Raw genomic sequence first — 25,208 nt, 5'->3', positions numbered from 1 at the left:
TATTAAAGCTGATAACTGATGTTAAATTTCGCCGTAAAATCATCGACGATCATCTTTGAGGGAGAGAGCAAAGGAAGCGACAAAGATAGTTCATATCCTAAAGACTGGACATTCCCTTTGACTCCTCCCGTAACCCCCACGAGTTTGTTGCCACCATACATTTGCAGCGTAGACTTGCTCCCACCTACTTGCCCATAATCAGCCCCGAAGAAAGGGGTGACCCCGTTAAAGCCAGTGTTAACATTAAGAGTATTTTGTATGTAGAAACCATTTATTGCATCAACACCAGAACTGTTTTCAAACCCTCGAACACTCCAACGATTACCAATATTAAACTGATCCTGAATCGTTAGTGCTGCGGGGCTGTATTGCGCACCGATGGACATCTCATACCAGGCAGGCAGAGATGACAACTCCAGTGCCTTTAAATATTTCACATTTAAATTAAAGATATGACTGGCGCGGTCCACGTCGCCAGATGACATATCTGGCGTTTCTTTTCCGGCTAGCCATTTAGTAAACCGCTGCCAACTTATTGTTGAATCTAATGAAGCACCATCAAACCCCTGAATATAATTGAAGGCCAGTTTTACGTTGCTCATATCGCGTTTCTGCATTGCCAGTTTGACACCGCCAAACTCATAATCAGCTTTTCTCTTGAAAATTTCCAGGCTTGCAGAAAGTTTTTTTGACATATCGCGAAAAAGCAGGCGCGAAGTTTTAAAACTGTAATATTTATTCCTGCCAATATAATCATAATCCCAGCCAACAATGGGTATATTTTGATTTGAGACGCTAGTGCTATAGATAAATTCATAGTCCCAAAAACCATATGGGAAAGAGTACAAAGCGGTTATATTTTTGTAGCCTCCAGTTGTACTACTCGCACCGGAAAGATAACCCATGTCGCTTATTCCAGCGATATTGAAGAGATAAAATGCACCACTCGTTATATGTTGCCCAGTGCTTTTATCGCCCCAATTACTATAGTTTGCTTTTGCACTCCATTTTTTTGTACGGTGGGTATTTATAATGATATTGCTATAACCGTTTTGATTTCCGGGTGCGACATTTATCTTAACATCAACTGCGGGCGTTCTTTGCAAATTCTCAAGCCCCTGCTCTATATCCCTTAGATTAAGAATATCGCCCTCTTTAAAAGGCAGGATGTGAGTGTTAACGTCACCACTTTCAATTAAAATGCGCTCTATCCGACCCGGTGTGACCGTTATAACAAGCGTGCCTGTAGTTAAATCTTGACTGGGAATGTCAATGCGCGTTGTTACAAAGCCGGCATTAATAAAGTAGTCTTGAATAATTTTAGCCAGACTGCGAATACCATTGACACCGAGACACTCCCCAGTGAATTTATTTTTAATACCCTTAATATTTTTATCGTTTATAAAATCATTACTAAGAGTAAACCTGGTTATGGGATAGCATACTTTCTCCTCAGGAATCTTGATATTATTAATAATCAACTCTCTTTTATCAGAGAAAACATCTTTCTTCTCAATTTTGTTCTCACGCAATAGATTTGCGTCGTTGCGCTGCTGTTCCCTCGCAAACTGGTCAAGATTGTCGGCTGCGGTTACATGAAAGCAAAAGAAACAAATAAGAAAATGTATTTTATAGAGTTGCACTATTTAGGTCACTCGGATTGAATTAAAAGCAGCAGCGGCGCTGCTGCTTTTATAATGTTTTTAAATCATAAACCAACGATAGTGCCTGTGCCGGTTAACTGTGCGGTGTTAAGTACAAGTCCCCTTTCACCACCTAAAACAGCATTAGCACCAGAGTTGTGGATTAATTTCGAAGTAATTACTGCGTTGCCTTCAGTATAGATATTTTTGTAATTGTAAATCGTACGACCAGCGTTGACATCGAGATAATCCCAGGCAACCACATTACCATAGTTAGTCACATCAAGTGCCGATTTGATGAATGCTGAACTACCAACCAGGTTGCCCTTACTGCTATTAACAACATTACCATCTGATTCAACATAAAGCACCGTACCTGCAGCAATATCCTTTTCATTAGTAAGAGTGCCAGTTGTATCAACTTCCAGTGTATTATCAGCCGAAATAGTATTGTAGTTATGCAATGCCCCCGCAACGCGTACTACTGAGTTCTGCTTACTACTAATCCACCCATAATTGTTAAAATCGCTGCCGACAACTAGCGAGAGATGGCGGTCAGCTGAAATTATTCCAGTTGCGTCATTGTTTTCAATTGTTCCTGAACTGTAATTTGACAGAGAGTCAACATCAATATTTAGATCGCCAGCACTATGGAGAGTGGCATAATTGTTAACTAAACGTTTGGCCTTAATATTTGCATCACCTCCACTTACTAGCAAGCCGCGATAATTATCGAGCGTTTCTGCAACATTCAAAGTTAACGGGCCGTGTTCAGCAATAATGCGACTGTGCGTATTATTAATAGACTTAGCGTTGATTGTCACACCATTAGTCCCAATCAGCCCGCCAATCTGACCAGGTATTCCGAAGTAATTACCATACCACGATCCGAAATCTTCACCATAGGTGTTATTAACGCTGGTTTTAGCATCAATCTTGAGCAGATTATTTGCAACCATCAATCCATGATAGTTATCAACATCTGCTTCTGTTTGGATTGAAATATCTTTACCAAGAATCACCCCACCTACGTTCTTGACATTTTTAGCTTTAATATCAACATTACCAAACTGTGAACTTACTAAACCAATATGGTTGTTAAAATACCCTGTTAAATCTATGTTAACTCCACGATCCCCCATAATTTGACCGACATAAAGACTATTATCCATTGTGGAACCGATGACCGAAACGGTGTCTTTCGACAGAAGCCTTCCACTAGAGTTGTCGATATTGCCAATCGCAGAGAGTGACACGGCTTTATCAGCGGCTATCTTCCCATTACGATTGTTGATCGTACTACTACTTTCCAGAGAGATCGTACCTGATGAACTGATTCCACCAGTCGAATTATTAATCGTGCCAGCTTTTAACTTAATTCCATCGTCACCTGCAATCAATCCTAAGGAATCGTTACTGGTAGCATCAGCAGTGATATTATCTTTATTGATAAAATACTTCGCCGTCTCGATCTGAATGCCACCTGCTTGCGACCTAATAAGGCCTTTGGTGTTATCAATATTTCCGGAACTGATCATATCAATTTTTCCGGTAGATTGAACTTCACCTCCTACATTAGTTATCTCTGAAGTTTCAAAAGCAACATAACCTCCCCTGATCTGCCCAGTCCGGTTATCTAACTTACCTGTTTTCAGGGCGACAACAGCGGCTTCCAGACCTGCAGAACTACCTTTGCCACTATTAATTAACGTTTTGCCATTAGTATTGACGCCTAAAATCCCGCCAGAAGCAATTTTCCCGTTTTTGTTATTAAACTCGCCGCTATCTATATAGATATCGGACTCTGAAGCGATACTACCAGCGCTAGTGTTATTTATTGAATTCTTTGTGGTATTAATAAATATCTGGCCCTTACCGGATATATCTCCACCGATATTTTCCAGCGCACCATTAGTTGTGATGTTGGTAGAGCCAACTGATTGAACCTCACCGCCAGTGTTAATAAATTTACCATTTACATTAATATGGATATCATCAGCGCCACCGGCAATAACCCCTATATTTCTGACGCCAACTCCACTTTCAGTACTGATTAAATTAATATGATTTGCGTACATCCCGCCAAGATCAGACACATCAACCGCATATGTATTTCTGATACCGCTGGCTGTTACATGCCCTAAGACCTCAGCATTTTTATTAACATAATTATTACCTGCGATGACAGTAAGTTCATCCGTCACTATTTGCCCTTGTACTGCAACGGAGCGAGCAAGAATTTCTGTTGGCGAAGAGCTCATCAATCCTTTGACAGTAATAACACCACCTCCAACTGAATAACCTCTTAACACGCCGTTTTGAATATCTGGTTTAGCGGTCGTAATAGTGGCTTTACTGGTATTGATAAAACCACTGCCCAGGCTAGTAGAGATACCATTCGGGTTGGCAATGACCAGATGAGCTTTGTCTCCTGCAACCTCCATCAGGCCTTCAAGCATGCTGGTTTTATTCGAAGTGACTTCATTAAGGATGACTTTGGCGCTACCAGAGGTAAGATTGCTGTTACCCGCTATGACTCCCCCAATTACGGTATTTGTGCCAGAAGAGCTGTTATTGAAAATAACCCCGTTCTTACCAACATTAAAATCATCATAAACGTTGTGAGAGAGGCCATTATCATTGGGATTGACAATATTGATTACGGGTACGCCATTTGAACTGGTAATGGTGCCATTTTTGATATTTAGATCGCCTGCTTGAGCAAGAACCGGTAGAGAGAGCAGAATAGAAGCCGCTACTGGATTGAATCTCATCAAACTCCCTGTTTTTCTTTTACCTTTCATTTATTTCCTACCTGTAATTTATGCAACTTATTAAGGTGAGTTTAGCCGCTTACAAAATCGACTTTTGAAGTACTTTATGTAGGCATCTAAACTCGTTATGCAGGTTGAAACCACGCTAACATTGGAGCTCCGCTATTTGTCTTAACCCTAATTTCGGCATACAGATTGGCAATACACTTACCAAAAACACATACCCTAAACTTAGTTAAAATCAAACATGCTTTTATTTCACGCCCTTCTAACTATGAAGAGCTAATAGGAATTTTTTAATTATTACTAAAGAGCGCATTAAAACAAGTGAATTGTCCTTAAAAAAAAGCCAAGTGCTTACCAAGCAAAATTAAGATGAATTATGATTTTACCTTTCAATTCAAACCGTTATAAAAACAACCTATACCACTCATGAATTTAAGATTATTTCATATAACTACTACCAATATTCAGCACATCAAAATAACTCTGTATTAAAAATTCACATAGGTCGCATCAGGTAGTACTTGCCTTTCTTCAGCCAATACACTTATCAAAGAGTCAATGGGAGCACAAAAGCTCCCCTAAGTAATAGTGAGGATATATTCATATTATTAAATGAGAAAAATAGCCGCACATAAAATATTGTACAAAATCGAACCACATCGTTCTTAAATAATGAAATTACCATTTAAGCAATGCTTATGTTCTTCTTAAAAACGAATAAGAGATCTCATCAATACAACATAAATACGTTACTGATATGTTATCAGAATGGCTGGAAACCGCGTTTTCACATGTAAAAAGAGATCAATAATTTAACACATATTATTTATTAGCGAATTAACACTTTATTGCTATCCAATCTTTTTACGTCAAGGTTATTATTTTTGTCGGAAGCAGTGGCTTTGCGTGAGATCGCGGTTCATTCGAGTAAGCTTATGTTCGCTATCAAACGTGAATGTACAATATTGACTTGTTATTAGCACACTTAATCAAGTTATATCCTTTAGCTTCTCTCAATTGGATTAGCGATTAATGAGATCCGAGTTGAAAAAAGCCTTGTTAATACAAGGAACCTTCAAGGTTAAAACCATCAAGAGTAAGGTGCATTTATGAAACGTAAAATTTTAGCGCTTGCATTATTGTCTTCTTTTAGCATGGGTGCAGTTCAAGCAGCTGATACTACAGCACAAGCTGTGGCGACATGGTCCGCAACAGCAAAAAAAGATACCACTAGTAAATTAGTGGTTACTCCTCTGGGAAGTCTTTCGTTCCAGTACGCAGAGGGCGTTAAAGGGTTCAATACTCAAAAAGGTCTTTTTGACGTTGCAGTTGAAGGAGATTCAAGCGCAACGGCATTTAAACTAACCTCACGATTAGTAAGTAACACGCTAACACAGCTTGATGGATCAGGATCAACGCTGAATGTTGGAGTTAATTACTTTGGTAATGCGGTCGACAAAACGTCAGATACAGTTCTTGTTGACACCCTTACAGGCAAAAGTGGTGGTCTGAGCAATATTGCTTCTAATTATAATCAAGCGGGTCGTTTTGCTGGTCAGGATGCATTTACATTCTCGATCGCAAGTGCAACTACTGATGGCACAACACCTGCAACTGATTTAAGTGTATTGCCAGAAGGTATTTGGAGTGGCGATGTTAGCGTCCAGTTTGATGCAACATGGACTAGCTAACTTTAATTAATTAAGGAGCGAGGGACCGCTCCTTTTTTTTAGGATAAGAAATTATGAAAAAAATTATTTTTGCGTTGAATTTATCTTTAACTGTCATGATGCCCGCATATGCATTAGATATTGGAGATATATCTTCTTTTATGTATAGCGATAGTTCCGTTATCAGTAAGGAGATAAAGAACTCTACAAATACAGGTCGTCTTATCAATATCAGAGTTGAAAGAATAACAAACCCTCTAGAAGGAGGTAGAATCATTCCCATGGAGAGTAAAAACGAACTTCTTTTGACGCCAGGGAGTTTATTGCTACCCGCTAATAGTAATGAGACCATTCGTTTTTTTTACAATGGACCCACTGACGAAAAAGAACGTTACTACCGAATTCTTTGGTCCGATCAATCGTTAAGCGAAGGTAAAAGAAGCAACGCCAAGCGCCATGCTGTTGCCACAGCATCAGCGCTTATTAGTTCAATATTAGTTGTTGCTCCTCGTAAGGCTAATTATGAATACAAATATTCCACAGGAAAAATCACCAACCCTGGAAATGCGACATTACGTATTATCGCCTATGGCCCATGTTTGAAACCGACTGATGGGGAGTCTTGCAAAGAAAATTACTATCTTATGCCTGGTAAGTCGCGAACATTCACCCGAGTCAATGTTGCAGATAAGAATGGCCGTGTAGCTTTCTGGCAAGAGAATCATTTCGTTTCAGTTAAATAGTTTTGGGAGATGTTGTCTGTGCGCATTGTCGAGAATAAAACCTTCCAAGCTTGCGTAACTTATACCGCCATTTTCTTTGCTGGCATGAGTGAAGTTTACTCATCTCCTCTTCAGAGTTTACATGTTGCCGGCATTATGGTTCCTGATGCTTTTAGGAAAGCATTACAAGATGGTATGAGTATCCCTTTATTCATCCATCTGAATGGAGTTTCTGGTACGCAAGATGATCAGCGTATCGGCACAGCTTCCATTTGGCTCGATGATAATATGGTGAAAGTACGCTTAATTGAGCTTGAAGATCAGAATGGCAATGCGTCTTTGAATGATCACACACGGTCAAAAATTAATAGTCTAAAAGATATTCCGTTTAATGAAGAGTCTAAAATACCCATTACCGATAATGCCTGGTTATACCTAAACTTCCAACAACTTACATTGCAAGTAATCGTCACTCAGCAAGCACTTAAAACCCTTTTCCGCCCTAAAATGGAGGATATCGGTGAATCAAGTGCAGATGATCTTAGTAGTACAATTGGTTATAACTTTGGCATCTATAACAATAAAATGAAGGGCGGAGATAGTAGTACTTCAAATTACCTTTCATTTGATTCAGTTACAGCCCTAAAAGAGCACCATTTAATGATGAATGGCACTGTGTATGGCCTGGGATCGAACTCCCAACAGGCTCAGATCTACCGTGCCATGTACGAACGTGACTTTTCAGGCTTCAGGCTCGCCGGTGGCATGCTGGACTCCTGGAACTTACAATCTCTTGGGTCGGTCACTGCGCTACCTTCTGGAAAAATTTATGGTTTCTCCTGGGGCAACCACGCGCAGTCAACGGTCTTCAATGATTCGCACTCCGTTATCCCCGTCATTGTTTTCCTGCCCTCTGCTGGCGAAGTTCACCTTTCTCGGGATGGTAAACTTCTCAGCGTGCAGAACTTCAGCATGGGCAGTCATGAAGTTGACACCAGCGGACTCCCCTATGGCATTTACGATATCAAAGTCGATGTGATCGTTAATGGGCAATATATAAGCCAAAATATTCAACGAGTTAACAAACTTTTTGCGCGGGGTAAATCAGCAGGAATGCCATTCCGTTGGCAATTTTGGGGAGGTAATATACATATGGATCGATGGGAGAGTGGCGAAAGGGAAATCCAGAAAGCTAAAAATAGTCTCCTTGTCGGATTGTCCACTTCCGGCGGGCTTAATGCGTTAGCCTGGATGGCTTCAGCATATAACTATGACTCTGTCACTGTCGGAGAGCTTCAGCTCTCATGGCCTATTACCGAAGCTTTACAAATCAGCATGCAAAATATGTTAGCTACCGATGGATCATGGAGTTCCATTAGCAGTCTAAATGCAACTTTGCCCGGAAAATTTAGTTCTGTCTGGTTAAGCCAGGAAAAAACGTCTATTGGCAATACCCTTCGGCGTAGCGATGCTACCAATATTGCAATTGGCGCATCATTAAATCTTAATACGCTTTGGACCCGACTAGGTTCCTTCAGCGTAAGCTATAACAAAGATCGCCAACATAACAGTCATTATTATACGGCTGATTATACGCAGACCCTCTATAACGGGCAGTTCGGTTCCTTAGGTTTACGAGCAGGATTACAACGTTATCAGCACAGCAATAGTCGGCAAACAACCCGTATGCAAAAATATGTTGCTTTTGATTTTCTGCTCCCGCTCGGAAGCGCTTTTCGAGCCGGAATAACGCAGCAGAATGGCTATGCTATGGCAAACATATCAGCTCAGAAGCAGTTCGACGAGGGTGACACTATCCAAGCTATCGGTGCCGATATTTCCAGAGGCATTTCTAGAAAAAATAGTAATAATAAAAACTTGAGCGCCACGGCATGGACAAAATATGAGAGTCGCTTTTCAACCGGTACATTAAGTGTCAATAGCAGCCTTGATGGATACTTAAGCACAAATTTTACGGCTAATGGTAGTCTCGGCTGGCAAGGAAGTGAGATAGGTATGAGCGGCAGCACAGAGGGTAACGCTGGCGTGATATTACGTACTGACATTGAACATGATGGCCAACTCACTGCAAGAGTCAATGGTCGCCTTTTCCCATTATTAGGAAAACGTAACTATCTTCCTCTGGATCCTTACTCGCGTTATGAAATTGAGATTCTTAATAGTAAAAAATCTATCGATAGCTATAACATCGCAAATGGCAGAAAAGGGCAATTTACACTCTATCCGGGCAACGTTGTAACCATGGTGCCCGAAATTAAACAGATGGTAACCGTTTCGGGCCGGATACGCGCTGAGGACGGAACATTACTTGCCAATGCTCACATCAACAACCATATTGGAAGAACACGCACGGATAGCAATGGCGAGTTCGTGATGGATATTGATAAGAAATTTCCTACCGTTGATTTCAATTACGATGATAATAAACTTTGCGAGGCAAATCTGGATATAAGTAATGCGCGTGGGGCTGTTTGGGTAGGTGATATTATTTGCCAGGGGTTAAAAACGTTCGCCAGCGCTATGGTTGATGGAGAGATAAATGAAGGTTAATTTATATTGGCTTTTAGCTTTTGTTTCGCTCCTCTTAACAGTTAATATTGTTGAAGCTGCCATGAACAAAACCGTCTTTTCCGATGCTCCTACTCGTGAATATATTTTCGTAGAAAATAATAACAACGATAATTTTTTCGTTACTCCTACTGGTGCCCTCGATCCACGGATGACAGGCTCTAACCGTTGGACGGGCCTAAAATACAATGGTTCCGGAACCATTTACCAGCAGAGCCTTGGCTATATTGACAACGGCTATAATACGCTTTTATTGAGCAACCGTCGTTTCGATATGTGGCTTGAAAACGCGCCGACATCACATTTAATTACTGGGTTACGCTGCATTAATTGGTATAAAGGCTGCGATATGGCGACAAGCTTGATTCTGCCAGAAGCTACAGATGCAGCAGGATTTTATGGTGTCTCTGTCCCGTCAGGTGGTGCTAAATGGATGCATGGAATGATGAGCGATCAATTCTATCATTATCTTAATAACGCCTCCGTAGGGAGTAACTTCACCATGACCATTAATACTTGTACGACTGCAGAAAGTTACAGCGCTCATTTTGGTCAACGCTGTCGCAATATGACCTCAGGTAACTGGTACGTTCGTAAAGTCTCTTATACAAAAGGTGCTCATCTCAAGTTTGAAAATACTAACGGGATTACGGAAGTTTTCATTAATAGCGATGGAGTTCCGACGCTCGGCGAAGGAAACTCAAGCTGTTACCCCCTGGTTATCGGAAAAACCTCTGGCCTGGCCTGTAAAATGCTTACCTATTCCCTGCGTGATAATGGGATGAGTAATTCAACAATAAAAGTTTTCCCATCAATAAACAAACCCGCTCTCGAATCAGTGATAAATGCTGAAGATATGCAATTTAGTCTCGATAGCAACACCTGGAAAACAGTAAGCAAAACGAGTCACTACTTTACTTTTAATGAACTCAAAGGAAAAAGAAGTGTTTATATTTTTCTTTCACAAAATTTTTTCAAGCAAATGGTTAAATTAGGTATCAGCGACAGCAATACAAACGACCTTTTTAATTTCAGAATGCATAATGCCCTTGCACCTGAATCCGGTTGGTATGAATTTTCTACATCCAACCAGCTTATTATTAAACCAAGGGATTTTAGTGTGAGCATAATTTCTAAAGATTATGTCCAAAATCCCTCTCGTACAGGGAAAATCGGTAGAAATAGTCCTTCACTTGATTTTGATTATATCGTAACGACAAATGGCAAGACCTCGGCTGATGAAGTACTAATCAGCGTAACAGGACCTACACAAAAAATTTACGGGCGTTCATGGTGTATATTTAAATCTTTAGATAGCTTAACTCAGGTTCCTTTTCCAGCGTCATTAACTTATAAAACCAGAAATGGGGTTAATAAAACCTATGATGTCGGCTGCGATGGGCTATGGCGTGATATGACAGATGCCTTTTGGTTAACAACACCCTGGTTTAGCTCAAATGGGGCTATGGGATTGATGAACAAATCAAACGTCCGCTTTTCCATTCCTATGAACGATGAACGCTCTTTGTATACATTAAATCAATCAACATGGTTCGGGGATGTTAGCGCATCGGGAGAAATTAGAATTAAGGCGACCTGGCGGAATGTTAATTAAAAAAGTTATAAATTACACCTGCTTGCTTTTTTTGCTTGCTCCTTTTTTTGCGAATGCTATATATGTTGGCAATCAAACCTTTTCGATTGATGCTGAAAGCAATATGTTCGCAAAATTGGTGATGAATAATAATAAATCCGCTCGTCTCTATCGTATAACTATCAGGGCAATCGACAGCCCAGGTATATCCGAAGTTTATTCTCAACCTGCTGACGGGGAGCTATTGTTCGCACCTCGACAAATGATGCTGCAATCAGGAGAAAGCGATTTTTTCAAGTTTTATTACCATGGCCCTGCAGATGATAAAGAACGTTACTACCGCGTTGCATTCGAAGAGATACCACCTCAGAACAGAACATCAAAAAATGCTAATGACAGCATTATAAGTATGGTCCCGGTCATCGTGATGGACACCATTCTTGTAGTGAGACCTCGTAAGATAAATTTCAAATGGTCTCTGGACCACTCCAAAGGAGAGGTTGCGAATAATGGAAATACATGGTTTAAGGCGCTATTAAAACCCGGATGTGGAGCAAACGAAGATGCCAGTACGACATGGTATCTTCGGCCCGGTGAATCACTCCACAGTGGTCATGTAAAAAAGGCAGGTGAAATTTTCATACTTTATAACGATGCTTTTATAAAAATTCATGATGATTGCACCTAACGCATAACTGATTTTTATATTTCATGGAATCATTATCTGTACAACCATACCGATATAATCGGATTGCTGGTAAGTTTAACTACGATTTCACTTCAGTATTAGTCACGTTAAACTCTTATATAAGAAAATTGATGATTTGAGATCTTAAAGCCGCCTAATCAATATTCATTTAAGTCATAAAAAAATCATGGAAATTGCGCCCCCATCATGTTGAAATTACCGGATGGAGTAATGGCTGTCTTAAATATGGAATGTTGATAAGGAACTCAGCTTTCGCTGCGTTGATAGGCATATGCACTGGATTATAAACGAATATATTGAATTCAGGCCCGTTTTAAAGAAATTGACCTCCCTTAAAAACCCTGAAGTAAGTGTGATCTTAACCACACCAGCAAGTCGGTGTCTTCTGTTATTACTTGAAGCCTCTCCCGATATCGTCTTACAGCAAGATTTTTTCAAGAAAGTATGGGAAGAGGAAGGTATGTTGGTTCCTGCTAATACTCTCTATCAGAACATTTCTATTGTCCGCCGCGGCTTGCGTGCAGTGGGCGATACAGATCAAAAGCTCATCGCTACCATCCCTCGTAAAGGCTTTCAAATTGATGATGGCGTCAGGATCCTTAAACAAGAGGATATTGTAAAGGCAGATAATACGATTGAGCTTCCTGCTATTGACGTCCCGAGCTCAGATGAGCCTGAAAAGATCGCAGTTTCAGAGGATGAGGATGCCTCACCCGAGCCTGTATTAACACCGACTTCCCAACCATTACCTGGTGAAGATGAAAATAGAATTAAGAACATACTTTTGCCTCTCCTGCTCATTCTTATCTCTTTTATTACTGGCTTTATTGTCACGAGCTTCATTTGGTACAGGCATGTTGAACCCGCCTTCTTCAACACTTATACACTTATAGAAACTGACAACGGTTGTCATCTTTACACCATAAATGACATTCATGATAACAATAATCCCTATTCAAAATATAAGTCCTTAATTCTGGATACGGGCTTAAGTTGCAAAAGTTATCCCTGGGTCTATTTCCCTCTTTCCGTTACCTCCCCTACTTTGACTGCGTTAGCTTGTAAAAATAAATATACAACGGAATCTTCGCCAGGATGTATCTCTCTTCATATTACCGGAATCAAGCGAGATGACTAAAAAGAGGGTTAGCTTATTAATAATTTGTCTGTTAGCAGGTCTCGGATTCGGCTATTTGTACCTCACGGTAACGACACACTTCCGCGCTGCAGAAACCTGCACGGCGGTTGTTGTTGTGTTTAACAAGGACGCCCAAGCTAATTTGACACTGGACTTTATGTACAACAGACGAACCCTGAGCGGTATCGTCTCGGTTAGCGGGCGTTACCGTGATCCCAACTATACGGAGGGTACAATAAGGAGGGATGTCACTTATACGTGGGTTGAGAACAAAAACACTTTTCACCTTTTATCAACCAATATTAATAAGGTCGATAATGTTGAAAGCTTACCTGAGGATGTTATCGCTACTGTCCTGCCGGCGTTCTATGTTTACCCTAACAGACGGGTGAATTATACAATTCAACCGCAAGGGAGTAGCAGCTTTCTGTTCAGTGTTGGTAAACGCCCATTGTTTGTCTGTACCAGGTGATCAACGTACAGGAAAGGCAGCAGAGACGTAAGTTGGGTATTTGATAGTTTTTAGCGGCGTATAAAAGGGGGGTTACTTGCTAAGCAAAAAAACAAGGGGTTACCTTTCGGTAACCCCTTATCAGATATGGCGGAAGCGCAGAGATTCGAACTCTGGAACCCTTTCGGGTCGCCGGTTTTCAAGACCGGTGCCTTCAACCGCTCGGCCACACTTCCGGTGTGAGGCGCACTATAAACATCCCTGCCCCTCATGTAAAGCGTGACAATGTTCGTTTGCGTGAAAAACAACCAAAAACAGGTTAATCGCTTTAAACATCAACACAGTGCTCAATAAAGAAGCGGATAAGGACAGCGTTTTAATGTTTTTTGATGTACATATCTTGCGTGAGATAGTAACCCAGTGGATCGGGATTGAAACCGCCCACCCATGGTTTCACCAAATGCGTACGTACATAGTGATAAACAGGGATTGCCGGTACATCACGCGCCAGAAGATCTTCTGCTTGCTGATAATATTTTCCTCGCTCAGCAACATCTTTCGCCTTCGCTGCATTATCCAGCGCCTCGTCATAGGCTGAATTGCTGTACTTACTGGTATTCTCACTACTTCCGGTACGGAAGTTGTTCAGGAAGGTCGCCGCATCATCGTAATCCGCAATCCATGCATAGCGCACTGCGTCAAAATTGCCGGTATGCATCGTATCCAGCATTGTTTTCCACTCCTGATTCTGCAGCTTTGCCTCTACGCCAAGATTTTTTTTCCACATTGAACTCGCAGCAATGGCAATCCGTTGATGCGTCTCCATCGTGTTGTAGAGAAGGTTAAAACTTAGAGGGTGCGCTTCATTGAAGCCCGCCTCGTTTAACAATTTCTTCGCCTCTGCAAGGCGTTTTTCACGCGGCCATGTGGAATAATCTGGCGGAGATAACTTCACTCCGCCGATTTCTGGCTGGCTGATGACCCATGCCGGCCTTTGACCCTGCGCCATCACTTTGTCAGCAATAATATCTTTATCTAACCCCATATTGAGCGCGCGGCGCAGACGTGGATCGTTGAAGGGGGGTTTAGTGGTATTGAACTCGTAATAATAGGTCGCCAGTTGAGGCTCAACGCTGACCTGCTCGCCAAATGTTTTACGTAGCTGGGCAAACTGATTCACAGGAATTGTGTAGGTAATATCAATTTCCCCGGCCTTAAAGCGGTTTACATCTGCAGTTTCCGCGCTGATAGGTAGATAGGTGACTTTATTGATCACTGTCGCCTTATTGTTCCAGTAGCGCGTGTTACGTTCCGCCACGATGCGCTCGTTGACCACCCAATCAGTCACTTTATACGCTCCGCTGGTGACGATATGTTCCGGTTTTGTCCATTTATCACCGAAGCGGTTAACCAGCACTGGATCGATCGGAACCATTGAGGGGTGAGCCAACATAGATAAAAAAGAGGCTGTCGGTTGAGTCAGGGTAACCTCAAGAGTCGAGTCATCCACTGCTTTTACACCCAGCGAATCAACTGGTTTTTTACCTTGTGCGATATCTTCTGCATTGAGGATATGCATATTGCCCGGATAGCTGGCGTAAGGAGAGGCCGTTTTCGGATCAACAAGACGCTGCCAACTCCAGACCACATCTTTAGCTGTAATTGCCGTACCATCCGACCAGGTGATCCCCGGGCGTAAATGAAACGTCCAGACAGTATTATTTTTGTTTTCCCATTTTTCGGCTAAAAGCGGCTCAATAGAACCATCCTTTTTGACTGCCAGCAACCCATCGAACATATCGCGAATAATATTGAACTCGATGTCACTCTCAACTTTATGCGGGTCCAACGATGCCGGCTCGCTGCCGTTGTTACGCACTAATTCCTGTTTTGCCGCCAGTTCAACCCCTGCGGGTACGCTTGCCGCATAAGCCAGGGTCGTTGCGCACATCATCCCGACTGCCAATAAAACGTGAGTTATGTTGTTTAGTGTTTGTGGTTTCATATCCATTCGCCTTTGAAATTTGTTATATAACGACGCCTTTACACTCTTAACGTGCTAAAGATTAGACGGCAAAACATTTCGAGCGATATAAGAGATAAATATGGCTCTGCATCACATTTGTTTCCAGAATCTTCTAATCACATTTTTTATCGATAAAACAGGCATCGGCAGCCGCTGCGATGAGTAAAGATGGGTAAAACGTCTTTTACCGCAAGCAAGACTTTCCTAGACTCGACTTCTAATTACATCTGTCATAAGAGAGTGGCTTATGGATCGTCTAATTACTTCTTCGCGTGACCGCAGCTCGCTGCTGAGCACGCACAAAGTTCTTCGTAATACCTATTTTCTGCTCAGTCTGACACTGGCTTTTTCTGCGATCACAGCAACTGCAAGTACCGTACTGATGCTCCCTTCGCCGGGGCTTATCCTTACGCTGGTTGGGATGTATGGTTTGATGTTCTTAACCTACAAACTGGCGAATAAGCCGAGCGGTATTATTGCTGCGTTTGCTTTTACCGGCTTCCTTGGGTACATCCTTGGTCCAATGCTGAACGCGTATTTGTCTGCCGGGATGGGTGACGTCATTGCGCTGGCGCTTGGCGGTACCGCACTGGTCTTTTTCTGCTGCTCAGCCTATGTGCTGACTACCCGTAAGGATATGTCCTTCCTGGGCGGTATGCTGATGGCCGGCATCGTGGTTGTGCTAATCGGTATGGTTGCGAATATTTTCCTTCAGCTTCCTGCCCTGCACCTGGCAATCAGCGCAGTATTTATTCTGATCTCTACCGGCGCGATTTTGTATGAAACCAGCAATATCATTCATGGTGGCGAAACGAACTATATCCGTGCGACCGTGAGTCTCTATGTATCGCTCTACAACATCTTTGTTAGCCTGCTGAGTATTCTGGGCTTCGCCAGCAGAGACTAAAGCCAATCCCTTCTCCATCAGGCCCCGCTTATGCGGGGCTTTGTTTTTTGTTACACTCCCGCCGTCATAAACAGCCGTTGTGGAAACTATGTTGATCTTTGAAGGTAAAGAAATCGAAACAGATAGCGAAGGTTATTTAAAAGAAACTTCGCTGTGGAGCGAGGCTCTGGCAGAGGCGATTGCAGAGAAAGAGAGCATTTCTCTCTCCCCTGAACATTGGGAAGTGGTGCGTTTCGTGCGCGGCTTTTATCTGGAGTTCAATACTTCACCTGCTATTCGCATGCTGGTAAAGGCAATGGCCAATAAATATGGCGAAGAGAAAGGCAACAGCCGCTATCTCTATCGCCTCTTTCCAAAAGGCCCGGCTAAACAGGCCACGAAAATTGCAGGCCTGCCTAAACCGGTTAAGTGCATCTAGTAGCGGATCCCAAAATCGCTCCACGCTTTGTCGGGTTGATGAGGCTCGGTCAAAACCTTATCGACCCGCGCGCTACGCGGCCCACCCGCTTTTAACCACTCAATCAGTTTGTTGACATTCTCCGCCTCACCGCAGGCAACCACCTCAACACTGCCATCATCCAGATTTCGCGCATATCCGACTAATCCCAGACGCTGCGCTTCGTGTTGTGTGGTGTAGCGAAATCCAACACCTTGTACGCTGCCGTGTACCCAGGCGATTGTGCAAACTTGAGCCATATCTTATCTCCATCAATGCGGGCGCGTTGCATTTACCCGGCGAACCCGTGACAATAGCGCCCATTTTCTTCAGCCGACAGAATAGCCAAATATGAGTGTACGTTTAGTGTTAGCCAAAGGACGCGAGAAGTCATTATTGCGTCGTCATCCCTGGGTGTTTTCCGGCGCCGTAGCGCGAATGGAAGGCAAAGCCAGCCTCGGAGAAACCGTGGATATCGTCGATCATCAGGGTAAATGGCTGGCCCGCGGAGCGCTCTCTCCCGCTTCACAAATCCGCGCGCGCGTCTGGACCTTTGATAAAGACGAAAGCGTTGATATCGACTTCTTCACCCGCCGTTTACAGCAAGCGCAGCAGTGGCGTAACTGGCTCGCCGGGCGTGATGGTCTGGACAGCTATCGTCTGATTGCGGGCGAATCTGACGGCTTACCCGGTGTAACGATTGACCGTTTCGGCAATTTTTTGGTGCTGCAACTTCTGAGCGCCGGAGCGGAATATCAGCGTCCGGCACTCCTTTCTGCACTACAAACGCTCTATCCGGAATGCGCTATTTACGATCGCAGTGATGTCGCGGTGCGAAAAAAAGAGGGACTGGAGTTAACACAAGGTACGGTGTCAGGCGAGCTGCCTCCGCCGCTGTTACCTATCGAAGAGAACGGCATGAAGCTGTTTGTTGATATTCAGGGCGGCCATAAGACAGGTTATTACCTCGACCAACGCGACAGCCGCCTGGCGACACGTCGCTACGTGGCTGACAAACGCGTACTTAACTGCTTCTCTTACACTGGCGGCTTTGCCGTCTCCGCACTGATGGGCGGCTGTCGCGAGGTCGTTAGCGTTGATACCTCACAGGAAGCGCTGGACGTTGCGAAGCAGAACGTTACCCTGAATAAGCTTGATCTGAGCAAAGCGGAGTTTGTACGCGATGATGTGTTCAAACTGCTGCGTAAATATCGCGATCAGGGCGAAACCTTCGATGTGATTGTGATGGATCCGCCGAAATTCGTTGAAAACAAAAGCCAGCTAATGGGTGCCTGCCGCGGCTACAAAGATATCAACATGCTGGCTATTCAGTTGCTCAATCCCGGCGGCGTGCTGCTGACCTTCTCCTGCTCAGGTTTGATGACCACCGATTTATTTCAGAAAATCATCGCTGATGCCGCCTTAGATGCCGGGCGTGATATACAATTTATAGACCAGTTCCGTCAGGCCGCCGATCACCCGGTGATCGCAACCTACCCGGAAGGGCTTTATCTGAAAGGGTTTGCCTGTCGCGTCATGTAAGTTGAAATCTGGAGCCGCGTCCCCATATTTGGGGTTATCAAAGGTTCCCGGGAGGTGACAATGATAGCCAGCAAATTCGGTATCGGTCAGCAGGTTCGCCACTCACTGCTGGGGTATCTTGGCGTAGTGGTCGATATCGACCCAGAGTACTCGCTTGATGAGCCGTCAGCAGACGAGCTGGCAGTCAATGACGAGTTACGCATACTGCCCTGGTACCATGTAGTGATGGAGGATGACGACGGTCAACCCGTTCACACTTATCTGGCCGAAGCGCAGCTCACCAGCGAAATAACGGATGAGCACCCCGAACAGCCCTCAATGGATGAACTGGCGCGGACCATTCGGCGCCAGCTGCAGGCTCCAAGATTGCGAAACTGATCGTACCCCGCAACCAGCGGGGTATTTTTTTATTTCGCCAAACCCAGGCGCGGAATTTCAATCGCCGGGCAGCGATCCATCACTACGTTCAACCCCGCTTCCTGCGCCAGCACAGCAGCCTGTTCGTTAATCACGCCCAGTTGCATCCATAACGTTTTCGCCCCTACGGCAATCGCCTCTTGCGCGACGTCCCATGCGGCCTCGGAGTTACGGAACACATCCACCATATCAATTTTCTCTGGCACATCTGCCAGCGTCGCATACCCCTGCTGACCCAACAGCGTCGTTCCGGCCACTTTTGGTGAGACTGGGATCACATGATAGCCCTGATCTAACAGGTACTTCATGACGCGGTAACTGGGACGATCGGGTTTGTCGCTTGCTCCAACCAGAGCGATGGTATGCGTAGCGCGTAAAATCTCGGCAATATCGTTCTCTTTCATCATTTCCTCCGCTTGATTTCACAAAGTGTAAATCAATCGGGGTAACTCAACCATTTTCTGTTTTTTTTATTCGCTTCTCTTGCAGCATCAAGTGCTTCCAGTAATCTGTAGCAAACATCACTGACGGAAATAGATCATGGAATCAACCACTCGCACGCTACCCGTACGCAAGAATATCGCCCTTGTCGCGCACGATCACTGCAAGCAGTTGTTAATGAAATGGGTTGAGCGGCACCAGCCCGTGCTGGCAGCACATCAACTCTATGCAACCGGCACTACCGGTAATTTGATTCAACGCGCAACTGGGCTGGAAGTGAATGCAATGCTGAGCGGCCCGATGGGTGGCGATCAGCAGGTCGGCGCGCTCATCTCGGAAGGTAAAATCGACGTACTCATTTTCTTCTGGGATCCGCTTAATGCCGTCCCTCACGATCCTGATGTAAAAGCCCTGCTTCGCCTGGCGACGGTATGGAATATTCCTGTGGCAACCAACCTTTCAACCGCCGATTTTATTATCGAATCCCCGCAATTTAATCACAGCGTTGATATTTTGATTCCAGATTATCAGCGCTATCTGGCTGAACGGTTGAAGTAACGTCAGGCGGCACCCGCCGCCTGAGTTCAGGGCTTTCTGGCAACGGGCACATCCAGCGATTTGAGTATTTCAACAAAGCGTGAAGGTTCCTCTTTGTTGAACAGCAACCAAACGCGATGACGTGCTCGCGTCAGTGCAACATAGAGCAGACGACGCTCCTCTGCGTCAGGAAACTCCTCTTCCGCAGGCAAAAGCGCCTGTTCCATAATCGATTCCCGCGCTGGCGCAGGAAACCCATCTTGCCCCTCTTTTAGGCCAACAATAATGACATAATCGGCCTGCTGCCCTTTACTGGCATGAACCGTCATAAAATCCAGCTGCAGTTTCGGCCATCGCGTTGCCGCTTTGTCCAGGCTTTTTGGCCTGGCGTGATGATAACGGGCCAATACCAGGATGCGCTCCTCCGGCTTCGCGAAACCGCTTAGCTTATCGAGCAGCGCATCGAGTTGATCTTCTGCCAGCAGCGTTACGGATTTTTTATCACCTGCCAGCAAGCTGTTAAGCGGCTTGGCAAGCTGCGAGGGGTTTTGCTGAATAAAGCGGTTCGCCACTTCACCGATGCGGGAATTAAAGCGATAGGTTGTATCAAGGGCGCAGAGATCGCCTTCACCAAAATAGTGGTGAAACGCAGTGGTAAGGGAAAGTTGCGCGCCGCTGAAGCGGTATATCGCCTGCCAGTCATCGCCGACTGCAAAAAGTGTTGTTTGCGTATTTTGTTTGCGTAACGCCGCCAGTAGCGCAGCGCGCTGGGGTGAAATGTCCTGGAACTCATCCACCAGAATATGCTTCCACGGGCTGATAAAGCGCCCTTTTTCCAGCACATTGATGGCCTGATGAATAAGCCCCGAAAAGTCGACGGCGTTCTCTTCCTTAAGCGCGCTCTTCCATGCTTTCAGCAATGGCGCCATCAATTTGATGCGTTTGGCAAAGAGATCGCGTATCTCATCCGGTGCGCTGGCAATCATTTCCGCCTGAGCACCGCCATGCATGCGCATCAAACTTATCCAGCGATCCAAACGTGGTGCAACGCGCCGCTGCAACGCCTCATCATCCCAATAATTCCCTTCAGGAATCTGCCAGTTCAGCTCCTCTTCCAGCCACTGACGCCACCCTTTTGCCTGCGCTTTTTTCTCGCTGCACTGCTGCACCCAGGTTTGGGTTAACAGCGTCAGTCGTGCGGCAGTATTGTTTTCCAGCTCGCTCAATGCAGGCACTTTCTTGCTGCCTTGCTGAATGATGTACAGAGCCAGTGCATGAAAAGTCCGCGCAGTGATCTCATCGGTATGCAGCCGCTCGCGAATATGCTCATCCATCTCCTGCGCTGCTTTACGGCCAAAGGCGAGCAGAAGAATTTGATCGGCAGAGGCCTCACCGCGTGCCAGTAGCCAACCGGCACGCGCCACCAGCACGGAAGTTTTACCGCTGCCAGCGCCAGCCAATACCAGAAGAGAGTGCTCACCATTGACCACTGCCCTCGCTTGCGCCGGATTTAGAGGCGAGCTTTCAACCTGTTCAAAAAAGGTCGCATACTGCTTCAGCATCGTTTCGGTAAAGGCTTGATTATGTTCTGCCCGACGCCCTTCAACATCCTGTAGCCATGCCTGGCACTGTTGCCAGAGCGTGCGACAATTATCAAACTCCGACAGACGACTGGTGGGTATCGGAAGCGCAGCGAAAGCTTCCTGCAACTGGCGCTGTACGCCGGTCAACTGGTTACGCGTCAACCATCTGGATGGATCAATACGTTCAGAGATAAGTGTCAACTGGCCCGACAGGAGTTCAGCTGCCACCTCGCTCATCTCCGCGCTCCAGCTGCACCAGCGCTCATTCAGAAGGTGGTAAAAACGCTGCGTGTCACTCCACTCAGTGCCATGCAAGCGCACCACTTTGTTATCAGCCAACTGAAACTCCATCTCTCCCCAAACCATGCCCCGCTTACACTCAATCGCTAATAATTGATTAAAGGGAATGAGGTATTCATGGCGGTCGCCCGCTACTTTTATACCTGCATGCAGGATGGTCGCGCGATCGTACGGGTGCTGTGCCAGGCGTTTTCCCAGGGAAGTCGCTTTCAGTTCCATCTCTTGGTGATCTCAGCTTGTGACAATTATTGCCAGTTTACCTGTCAGAGAATTGGTGCTCCAGTCCAAAAAATCGTTACAATTGCCGGAACGATCAATACCCGGAACTCAACTGAGGTTTTATGCGTACCATTTTGAATATCCTGAATTTTGTCCTCGGTGGTTTTGCCACAACACTGGGCTGGCTGGTGGCAACCATTGTTAGCGTGTTGTTAATCGTGACCCTTCCGCTCACGCGCTCATGCTGGGAGATCACTAAGTTATCCCTTATTCCGTGGGGAAATGAGGCGGTCCACGTCGATGAACTCTCTCCAGACGGCAGAAATGGTCTGCTAAACGCAGGGGGAACCTTACTGAATGTTGTCTGGTTTATCCTGTTCGGCTGGTGGCTTTGCGTGATGCATATTATTGCCGGCGTGGCTCAATGCCTGACAATTATTGGTATCCCGGTTGGCGTGGCGAATTTTAAAATCGCCGCTATCGCATTGTGGCCGGTGGGGCGTCGTGTTGTTTCCGTTGAAACGGCACGGGCTGCACGTGAAGCCAACGCGCGTCGTCGTTTTCAGTAATCGGATCCCCTGCCCTATGTTGAGCCCCTTGCTTCGTCGTTACACCTGGAACAGCGCCTGGCTATATAACGTCAGGATCTTTATCGCCCTTTGCGGCACCGCCGCGTTACCGTGGCACCTTGGCGAAGTTAAACTGACCATTCCATTAACCCTCGGCGTGGTTGCTGCGGCGCTGGCCGACCTCGATGACCGTCTTACCGGGCGGTTAAAAAACCTGGTCATTACGCTGGTCTCCTTTTTTATCGCCTCGGCATCGGTGGAGTTACTATTCCCCTGGCCATGGCTCTTCGCACTTGGCCTGGTCAGCTCCACTATCGGCTTTATTTTGCTGGGAGGGTTAGGTCAACGATATGCCACTATTGCCTTTGGTGCGCTGCTGATTGCCGTTTACACCATGCTGGGCGTGTCGCTTTTCGAGCACTGGTACCAGCAACCTCTGCTGTTGCTGGCTGGCGCCGTGTGGTTCAACCTCCTGACGCTGGTCGGGCATCTTGTTTTCCCCATTCGCGCGCTGCAGGACAACCTGGCGCGCTGCTATGAGCAGCTAGCGCACTACCTGGAACTGAAATCACGCCTTTTCGATCCTGATATTGAGGAAGCCAGCCAGGCACCTTTATATGAACTCGCCTTATCTAATGGCCAACTGGTTACCACGCTTAATCAGACAAAGGGCACAATGCTCACCCGTTTACGGGGCGATCGTGGGCAGCGAAGTACGCGTCAGGCGCTGCATTACTACTTTGCAGCACAAGATATCCATGAACGCGCGAGCTCATCGCACATTCAGTATCAAACCCTGCGCGAGCATTTTCGCTATAGCGACGTGATGTTCCGCTTTCAACGTCTTCTTTCGATGCAATCTCAGGCCTGCGCGCAGCTCTCCCGCGCGATTTTGCTGCGTGAGCCCTATCAGCATGACAGCCGGTTTGAACGGGTATTCCTTCACCTTGACGCCGCGCTGGCGCGGATAAAAAACAGCGGGGAAACGACTCCCGAACATGTTAAAGCGCTCGGTTTTTTACTCGACAATCTGCGCGCGATCGACGCGCAACTGGCAGCAATTGAATCAGGACAGCCTCATCCTCAGGCTCATGGCGAGACGGAAAATCAGCTCGCCGACGACAGCCTGAACGGCTTTCACGACGTCTGGTTACGCCTGCGCCAAAATCTGACGCCCGAATCTGCCCTGTTTCGCCATGCGGTGCGTATGTCGGTGGTGCTCTGTATCGGCTACGCTTTTATCCATCTCACCGGTTTACAACATGGCTACTGGATCCTGTTAACCAGCCTGTTCGTTTGCCAGCCGAACTATAATGCCACGCGCCATCGTCTGAGCTTGCGCGTCATCGGCACGCTGGTAGGTGTCGCTATCGGTTTGCCGGTACTCTATTTTGTTCCTTCCCAAGAGGGACAGTTGCTGCTGATTGTTATTACTGGCGTGCTCTTTTTCTCATTCCGCACGGTGCAATACGCTCATGCCACAATGTTCATCACGCTGCTGGTTTTGCTCTGTTTCAACCTGCTCGGGGAAGGGTTTGAAGTCGCTATTCCACGCATTATCGATACGTTGATTGGCTGCGCTATCGCCTGGGCGGCAGTAAGCTTTATCTGGCCGGACTGGCGCTTCAGGAACCTGTCGAGCGTCACGGAGAAAGCATTTAACGCCAACTGCCGTTATCTTGACGCGATCCTCGAGCAGTATCATCAAGGACGTGATAATCGCCTTGCCTATCGCATCGCCAGGCGTAACGCTTACAACCGCGATGCCGAGCTGGCTTCGGTAGTATCGAATATGTCTTCGGAACCGGGTACTTCACCTGAGCTCCGTGAAGTGGCGTTCAGATTGCTGTGCCTTAATCAGACTTTTATAAGCTACATTTCTGCGCTGGGTGCGCATCGCGAGCAATTAACCCAACCTGAAGTGTTGCGTCTACTGGATGACGCGGTGTGTTACGTGGATGATGCCCTCCACCATTCGCCTGTCGATCAGGGGCGGGTGCAGGATGCGCTTGCTGATTTATCGCAGCGCATCAAGCAACTGGATCCGCGCCCCGACAGCAAAGAGCCGCTTGTATTACAACAGGTTGGCCTGTTGATAGCGTTATTGCCGGAAGTTTCTCGTTTAAAAAGCCAAATAGTCTAGAGAGGGTTAGCTCCTTTATTGATCACATCATTAGACCACTCAAGCAGCGCCTGGCGACGACTTGCCGGAAGCGCTGCTTCATGAATGCCGACGATGGCCCCTTCCAGTGCAAATAACACTTTTACACTGAGTTGTTTATTCATTTTCCGAAGTCTGAGCCAGCAAACTTTCGCACCAAGTAGCCGCAGGATTTGCGCATCTTTGATGCCGGCCTGCTGCAATTGAAACTCGAGTTGACTGGAAAGATTGGGTAGATCGCGCAGCCGAAAAAGTTTTTCGCGCTGTGTTTTCTCCCGCCGTGCTGCATCAAGCGCAAGTGTAGAAAGCTTCAGCAGTAAGCCGCGGTCACCCCATACATTGTCGCTGACATAGAAATAATTTAACGATATCTGACGCCCCCGCTTGTTGAGACTTAAAAGCGGTGCACGCCGGACGACGTCATACTGCGCGCTTTCATCACAGGCGCGTAAGTAGAGTTTCCCCTCGGCTATCATCGCAAAAACGATGTTATCCACTGCAAGGCTATAACCACCAAAGTGGGCGCGATGGCTAATTTGTCCGAGTGAAGTGAGATATTCGCGCGATTGATATATCCGTTGATAAGATAGGTCTTCCATGATTTTTCCTTTATAAATCACCTGGTAATGCGTTTTTCCGTAAGCGGATCCAGTAATCAGGAACATAGGCAACTGCGCGCGCGACGGCAAGCAAATTTTGTATTGAGCCGCATCCACAAAACAAAAATGCGAGATGCTTTCAGAAATTGAGGTTGATCTTTAAACACTCAACAGG

At 45.7% G+C, this 25,208-nt stretch carries 21 protein-coding genes and 1 tRNA gene; 14 read left to right on the top strand and 8 right to left on the bottom strand.

The window, feature by feature from the left end; translation table 11 throughout:
* Positions 1-2 precede the first annotated feature (2 nt).
* The gene (locus IAE50_RS00905; protein ID WP_232045010.1) at positions 3-1,643 is read right to left on the bottom strand and encodes a ShlB/FhaC/HecB family hemolysin secretion/activation protein; all 1,641 of its coding nucleotides are present in this window, start codon (positions 1,641-1,643) and stop codon (positions 3-5) included.
* A 65-nt stretch (positions 1,644-1,708) separates the two neighbouring features.
* Complete coding sequence (locus IAE50_RS00900; protein WP_200579323.1) at positions 1,709-4,447, bottom strand: filamentous hemagglutinin N-terminal domain-containing protein; 2,739 nt, start codon at positions 4,445-4,447, stop codon at positions 1,709-1,711.
* Between the two features lie 1,085 nt (positions 4,448-5,532).
* Between IAE50_RS00900 and IAE50_RS00895 the strand changes: the two genes are divergently transcribed.
* The 7 genes from IAE50_RS00895 to IAE50_RS25895 all read left to right on the top strand — a co-directional run bounded on the left by IAE50_RS00895 (position 5,533) and on the right by IAE50_RS25895 (position 13,317).
* Positions 5,533-6,114 carry a common pilus major fimbrillin subunit EcpA gene (locus IAE50_RS00895; RefSeq protein ID WP_076769653.1) on the top strand — a complete coding sequence of 194 codons (582 nt, stop codon included), beginning with the start codon at positions 5,533-5,535 and terminating at the stop codon, positions 6,112-6,114.
* Between the two features lie 53 nt (positions 6,115-6,167).
* Positions 6,168-6,836, top strand: a complete 669-nt coding sequence (locus IAE50_RS00890; protein WP_200133960.1) for a hypothetical protein — start codon at positions 6,168-6,170, stop codon at positions 6,834-6,836.
* 18 nt (positions 6,837-6,854) lie between these two features.
* Positions 6,855-9,386, top strand: a complete 2,532-nt coding sequence (locus IAE50_RS00885; RefSeq protein WP_370568975.1) for a CS1-pili formation C-terminal domain-containing protein — start codon at positions 6,855-6,857, stop codon at positions 9,384-9,386.
* The gene (locus tag IAE50_RS00880) at positions 9,376-11,019 is read left to right on the top strand and encodes a hypothetical protein (protein WP_200133961.1); all 1,644 of its coding nucleotides are present in this window, start codon (positions 9,376-9,378) and stop codon (positions 11,017-11,019) included. The genes IAE50_RS00885 and IAE50_RS00880 overlap by 11 nt, the downstream gene beginning before the upstream one ends.
* On the top strand, positions 11,009-11,686 hold the full coding sequence (locus tag IAE50_RS00875) for a fimbria/pilus periplasmic chaperone (RefSeq protein ID WP_200133962.1): 678 nt from the start codon (positions 11,009-11,011) through the stop codon (positions 11,684-11,686). The genes IAE50_RS00880 and IAE50_RS00875 overlap by 11 nt, the downstream gene beginning before the upstream one ends.
* Before the next feature lie 292 nt (positions 11,687-11,978).
* Positions 11,979-12,845 (top strand): transcriptional regulator, encoded by an 867-nt coding sequence (locus IAE50_RS00870; RefSeq protein ID WP_200579322.1) that lies wholly within the window; start codon positions 11,979-11,981, stop codon positions 12,843-12,845.
* Positions 12,838-13,317 (top strand): hypothetical protein, encoded by a 480-nt coding sequence (locus tag IAE50_RS25895; RefSeq protein ID WP_232045011.1) that lies wholly within the window; start codon positions 12,838-12,840, stop codon positions 13,315-13,317. The genes IAE50_RS00870 and IAE50_RS25895 overlap by 8 nt, the downstream gene beginning before the upstream one ends.
* Before the next feature lie 127 nt (positions 13,318-13,444).
* On the opposite strand, the gene IAE50_RS00865 is transcribed toward IAE50_RS25895, so the two are convergent.
* A tRNA-Ser gene (locus IAE50_RS00865) sits at positions 13,445-13,532 on the bottom strand.
* A gap of 140 nt (positions 13,533-13,672) precedes the next feature.
* Positions 13,673-15,301 carry an ABC transporter substrate-binding protein gene (locus IAE50_RS00860; protein ID WP_200579321.1) on the bottom strand — a complete coding sequence of 543 codons (1,629 nt, stop codon included), beginning with the start codon at positions 15,299-15,301 and terminating at the stop codon, positions 13,673-13,675.
* A 268-nt stretch (positions 15,302-15,569) separates the two neighbouring features.
* Between IAE50_RS00860 and yccA the strand changes: the two genes are divergently transcribed.
* The gene (yccA, locus tag IAE50_RS00855) at positions 15,570-16,229 is read left to right on the top strand and encodes an FtsH protease modulator YccA (RefSeq protein WP_023481827.1); all 660 of its coding nucleotides are present in this window, start codon (positions 15,570-15,572) and stop codon (positions 16,227-16,229) included.
* An 88-nt stretch (positions 16,230-16,317) separates the two neighbouring features.
* The gene (gene tusE, locus IAE50_RS00850; protein WP_054803116.1) at positions 16,318-16,647 is read left to right on the top strand and encodes a sulfurtransferase TusE; all 330 of its coding nucleotides are present in this window, start codon (positions 16,318-16,320) and stop codon (positions 16,645-16,647) included.
* On the opposite strand, the gene yccX is transcribed toward tusE, so the two are convergent.
* Positions 16,644-16,925, bottom strand: a complete 282-nt coding sequence (gene yccX / locus IAE50_RS00845) for an acylphosphatase (RefSeq protein ID WP_076769648.1) — start codon at positions 16,923-16,925, stop codon at positions 16,644-16,646. The genes tusE and yccX overlap by 4 nt on opposite strands.
* A 91-nt stretch (positions 16,926-17,016) precedes the next feature.
* On the opposite strand from yccX, the gene rlmI reads away from it, so the two are divergent.
* A complete protein-coding gene (gene rlmI, locus IAE50_RS00840) occupies positions 17,017-18,207 on the top strand; it encodes a 23S rRNA (cytosine(1962)-C(5))-methyltransferase RlmI (protein WP_200133965.1) in 1,191 nt (396 codons plus the stop codon).
* Positions 18,208-18,267: 60 nt separating this feature from the next.
* A complete protein-coding gene (hspQ, locus tag IAE50_RS00835) occupies positions 18,268-18,585 on the top strand; it encodes a heat shock protein HspQ (protein WP_023481608.1) in 318 nt (105 codons plus the stop codon).
* Between the two features lie 29 nt (positions 18,586-18,614).
* Here the strand turns inward: hspQ and IAE50_RS00830 are convergent, their stop codons facing one another.
* Complete coding sequence (locus IAE50_RS00830; RefSeq protein WP_200134056.1) at positions 18,615-19,028, bottom strand: CoA-binding protein; 414 nt, start codon at positions 19,026-19,028, stop codon at positions 18,615-18,617.
* A gap of 136 nt (positions 19,029-19,164) precedes the next feature.
* On the opposite strand from IAE50_RS00830, the gene mgsA reads away from it, so the two are divergent.
* A complete protein-coding gene (gene mgsA / locus IAE50_RS00825; protein WP_023481788.1) occupies positions 19,165-19,623 on the top strand; it encodes a methylglyoxal synthase in 459 nt (152 codons plus the stop codon).
* Between the two features lie 26 nt (positions 19,624-19,649).
* Here the strand turns inward: mgsA and helD are convergent, their stop codons facing one another.
* Complete coding sequence (gene helD, locus IAE50_RS00820) at positions 19,650-21,704, bottom strand: DNA helicase IV (protein WP_200579320.1); 2,055 nt, start codon at positions 21,702-21,704, stop codon at positions 19,650-19,652.
* 122 nt (positions 21,705-21,826) lie between these two features.
* On the opposite strand from helD, the gene IAE50_RS00815 reads away from it, so the two are divergent.
* Both IAE50_RS00815 and yccS read left to right on the top strand, forming a co-directional pair.
* Positions 21,827-22,273: a YccF domain-containing protein gene (locus tag IAE50_RS00815; protein ID WP_094420311.1), complete on the top strand. Its 447-nt coding sequence runs from the start codon at positions 21,827-21,829 to the stop codon at positions 22,271-22,273.
* A gap of 16 nt (positions 22,274-22,289) precedes the next feature.
* Positions 22,290-24,416, top strand: a complete 2,127-nt coding sequence (gene yccS, locus IAE50_RS00810) for a YccS family putative transporter (RefSeq protein WP_200579319.1) — start codon at positions 22,290-22,292, stop codon at positions 24,414-24,416.
* Here yccS and IAE50_RS00805 read toward each other — a convergent pair.
* Complete coding sequence (locus tag IAE50_RS00805) at positions 24,413-25,033, bottom strand: TfoX/Sxy family DNA transformation protein (RefSeq protein ID WP_054803149.1); 621 nt, start codon at positions 25,031-25,033, stop codon at positions 24,413-24,415. The two genes, yccS and IAE50_RS00805, sit on opposite strands and share 4 nt — an antisense overlap.
* Between the last annotated feature and the right edge of the window lie 175 nt (positions 25,034-25,208).

It is taken from the genome of Kosakonia sp. S42, from assembly GCF_016624785.1.
GTDB lineage: Bacteria > Pseudomonadota > Gammaproteobacteria > Enterobacterales > Enterobacteriaceae > Kosakonia > Kosakonia cowanii.
This window is presented reverse-complemented; position numbering and strand designations above follow the sequence as displayed.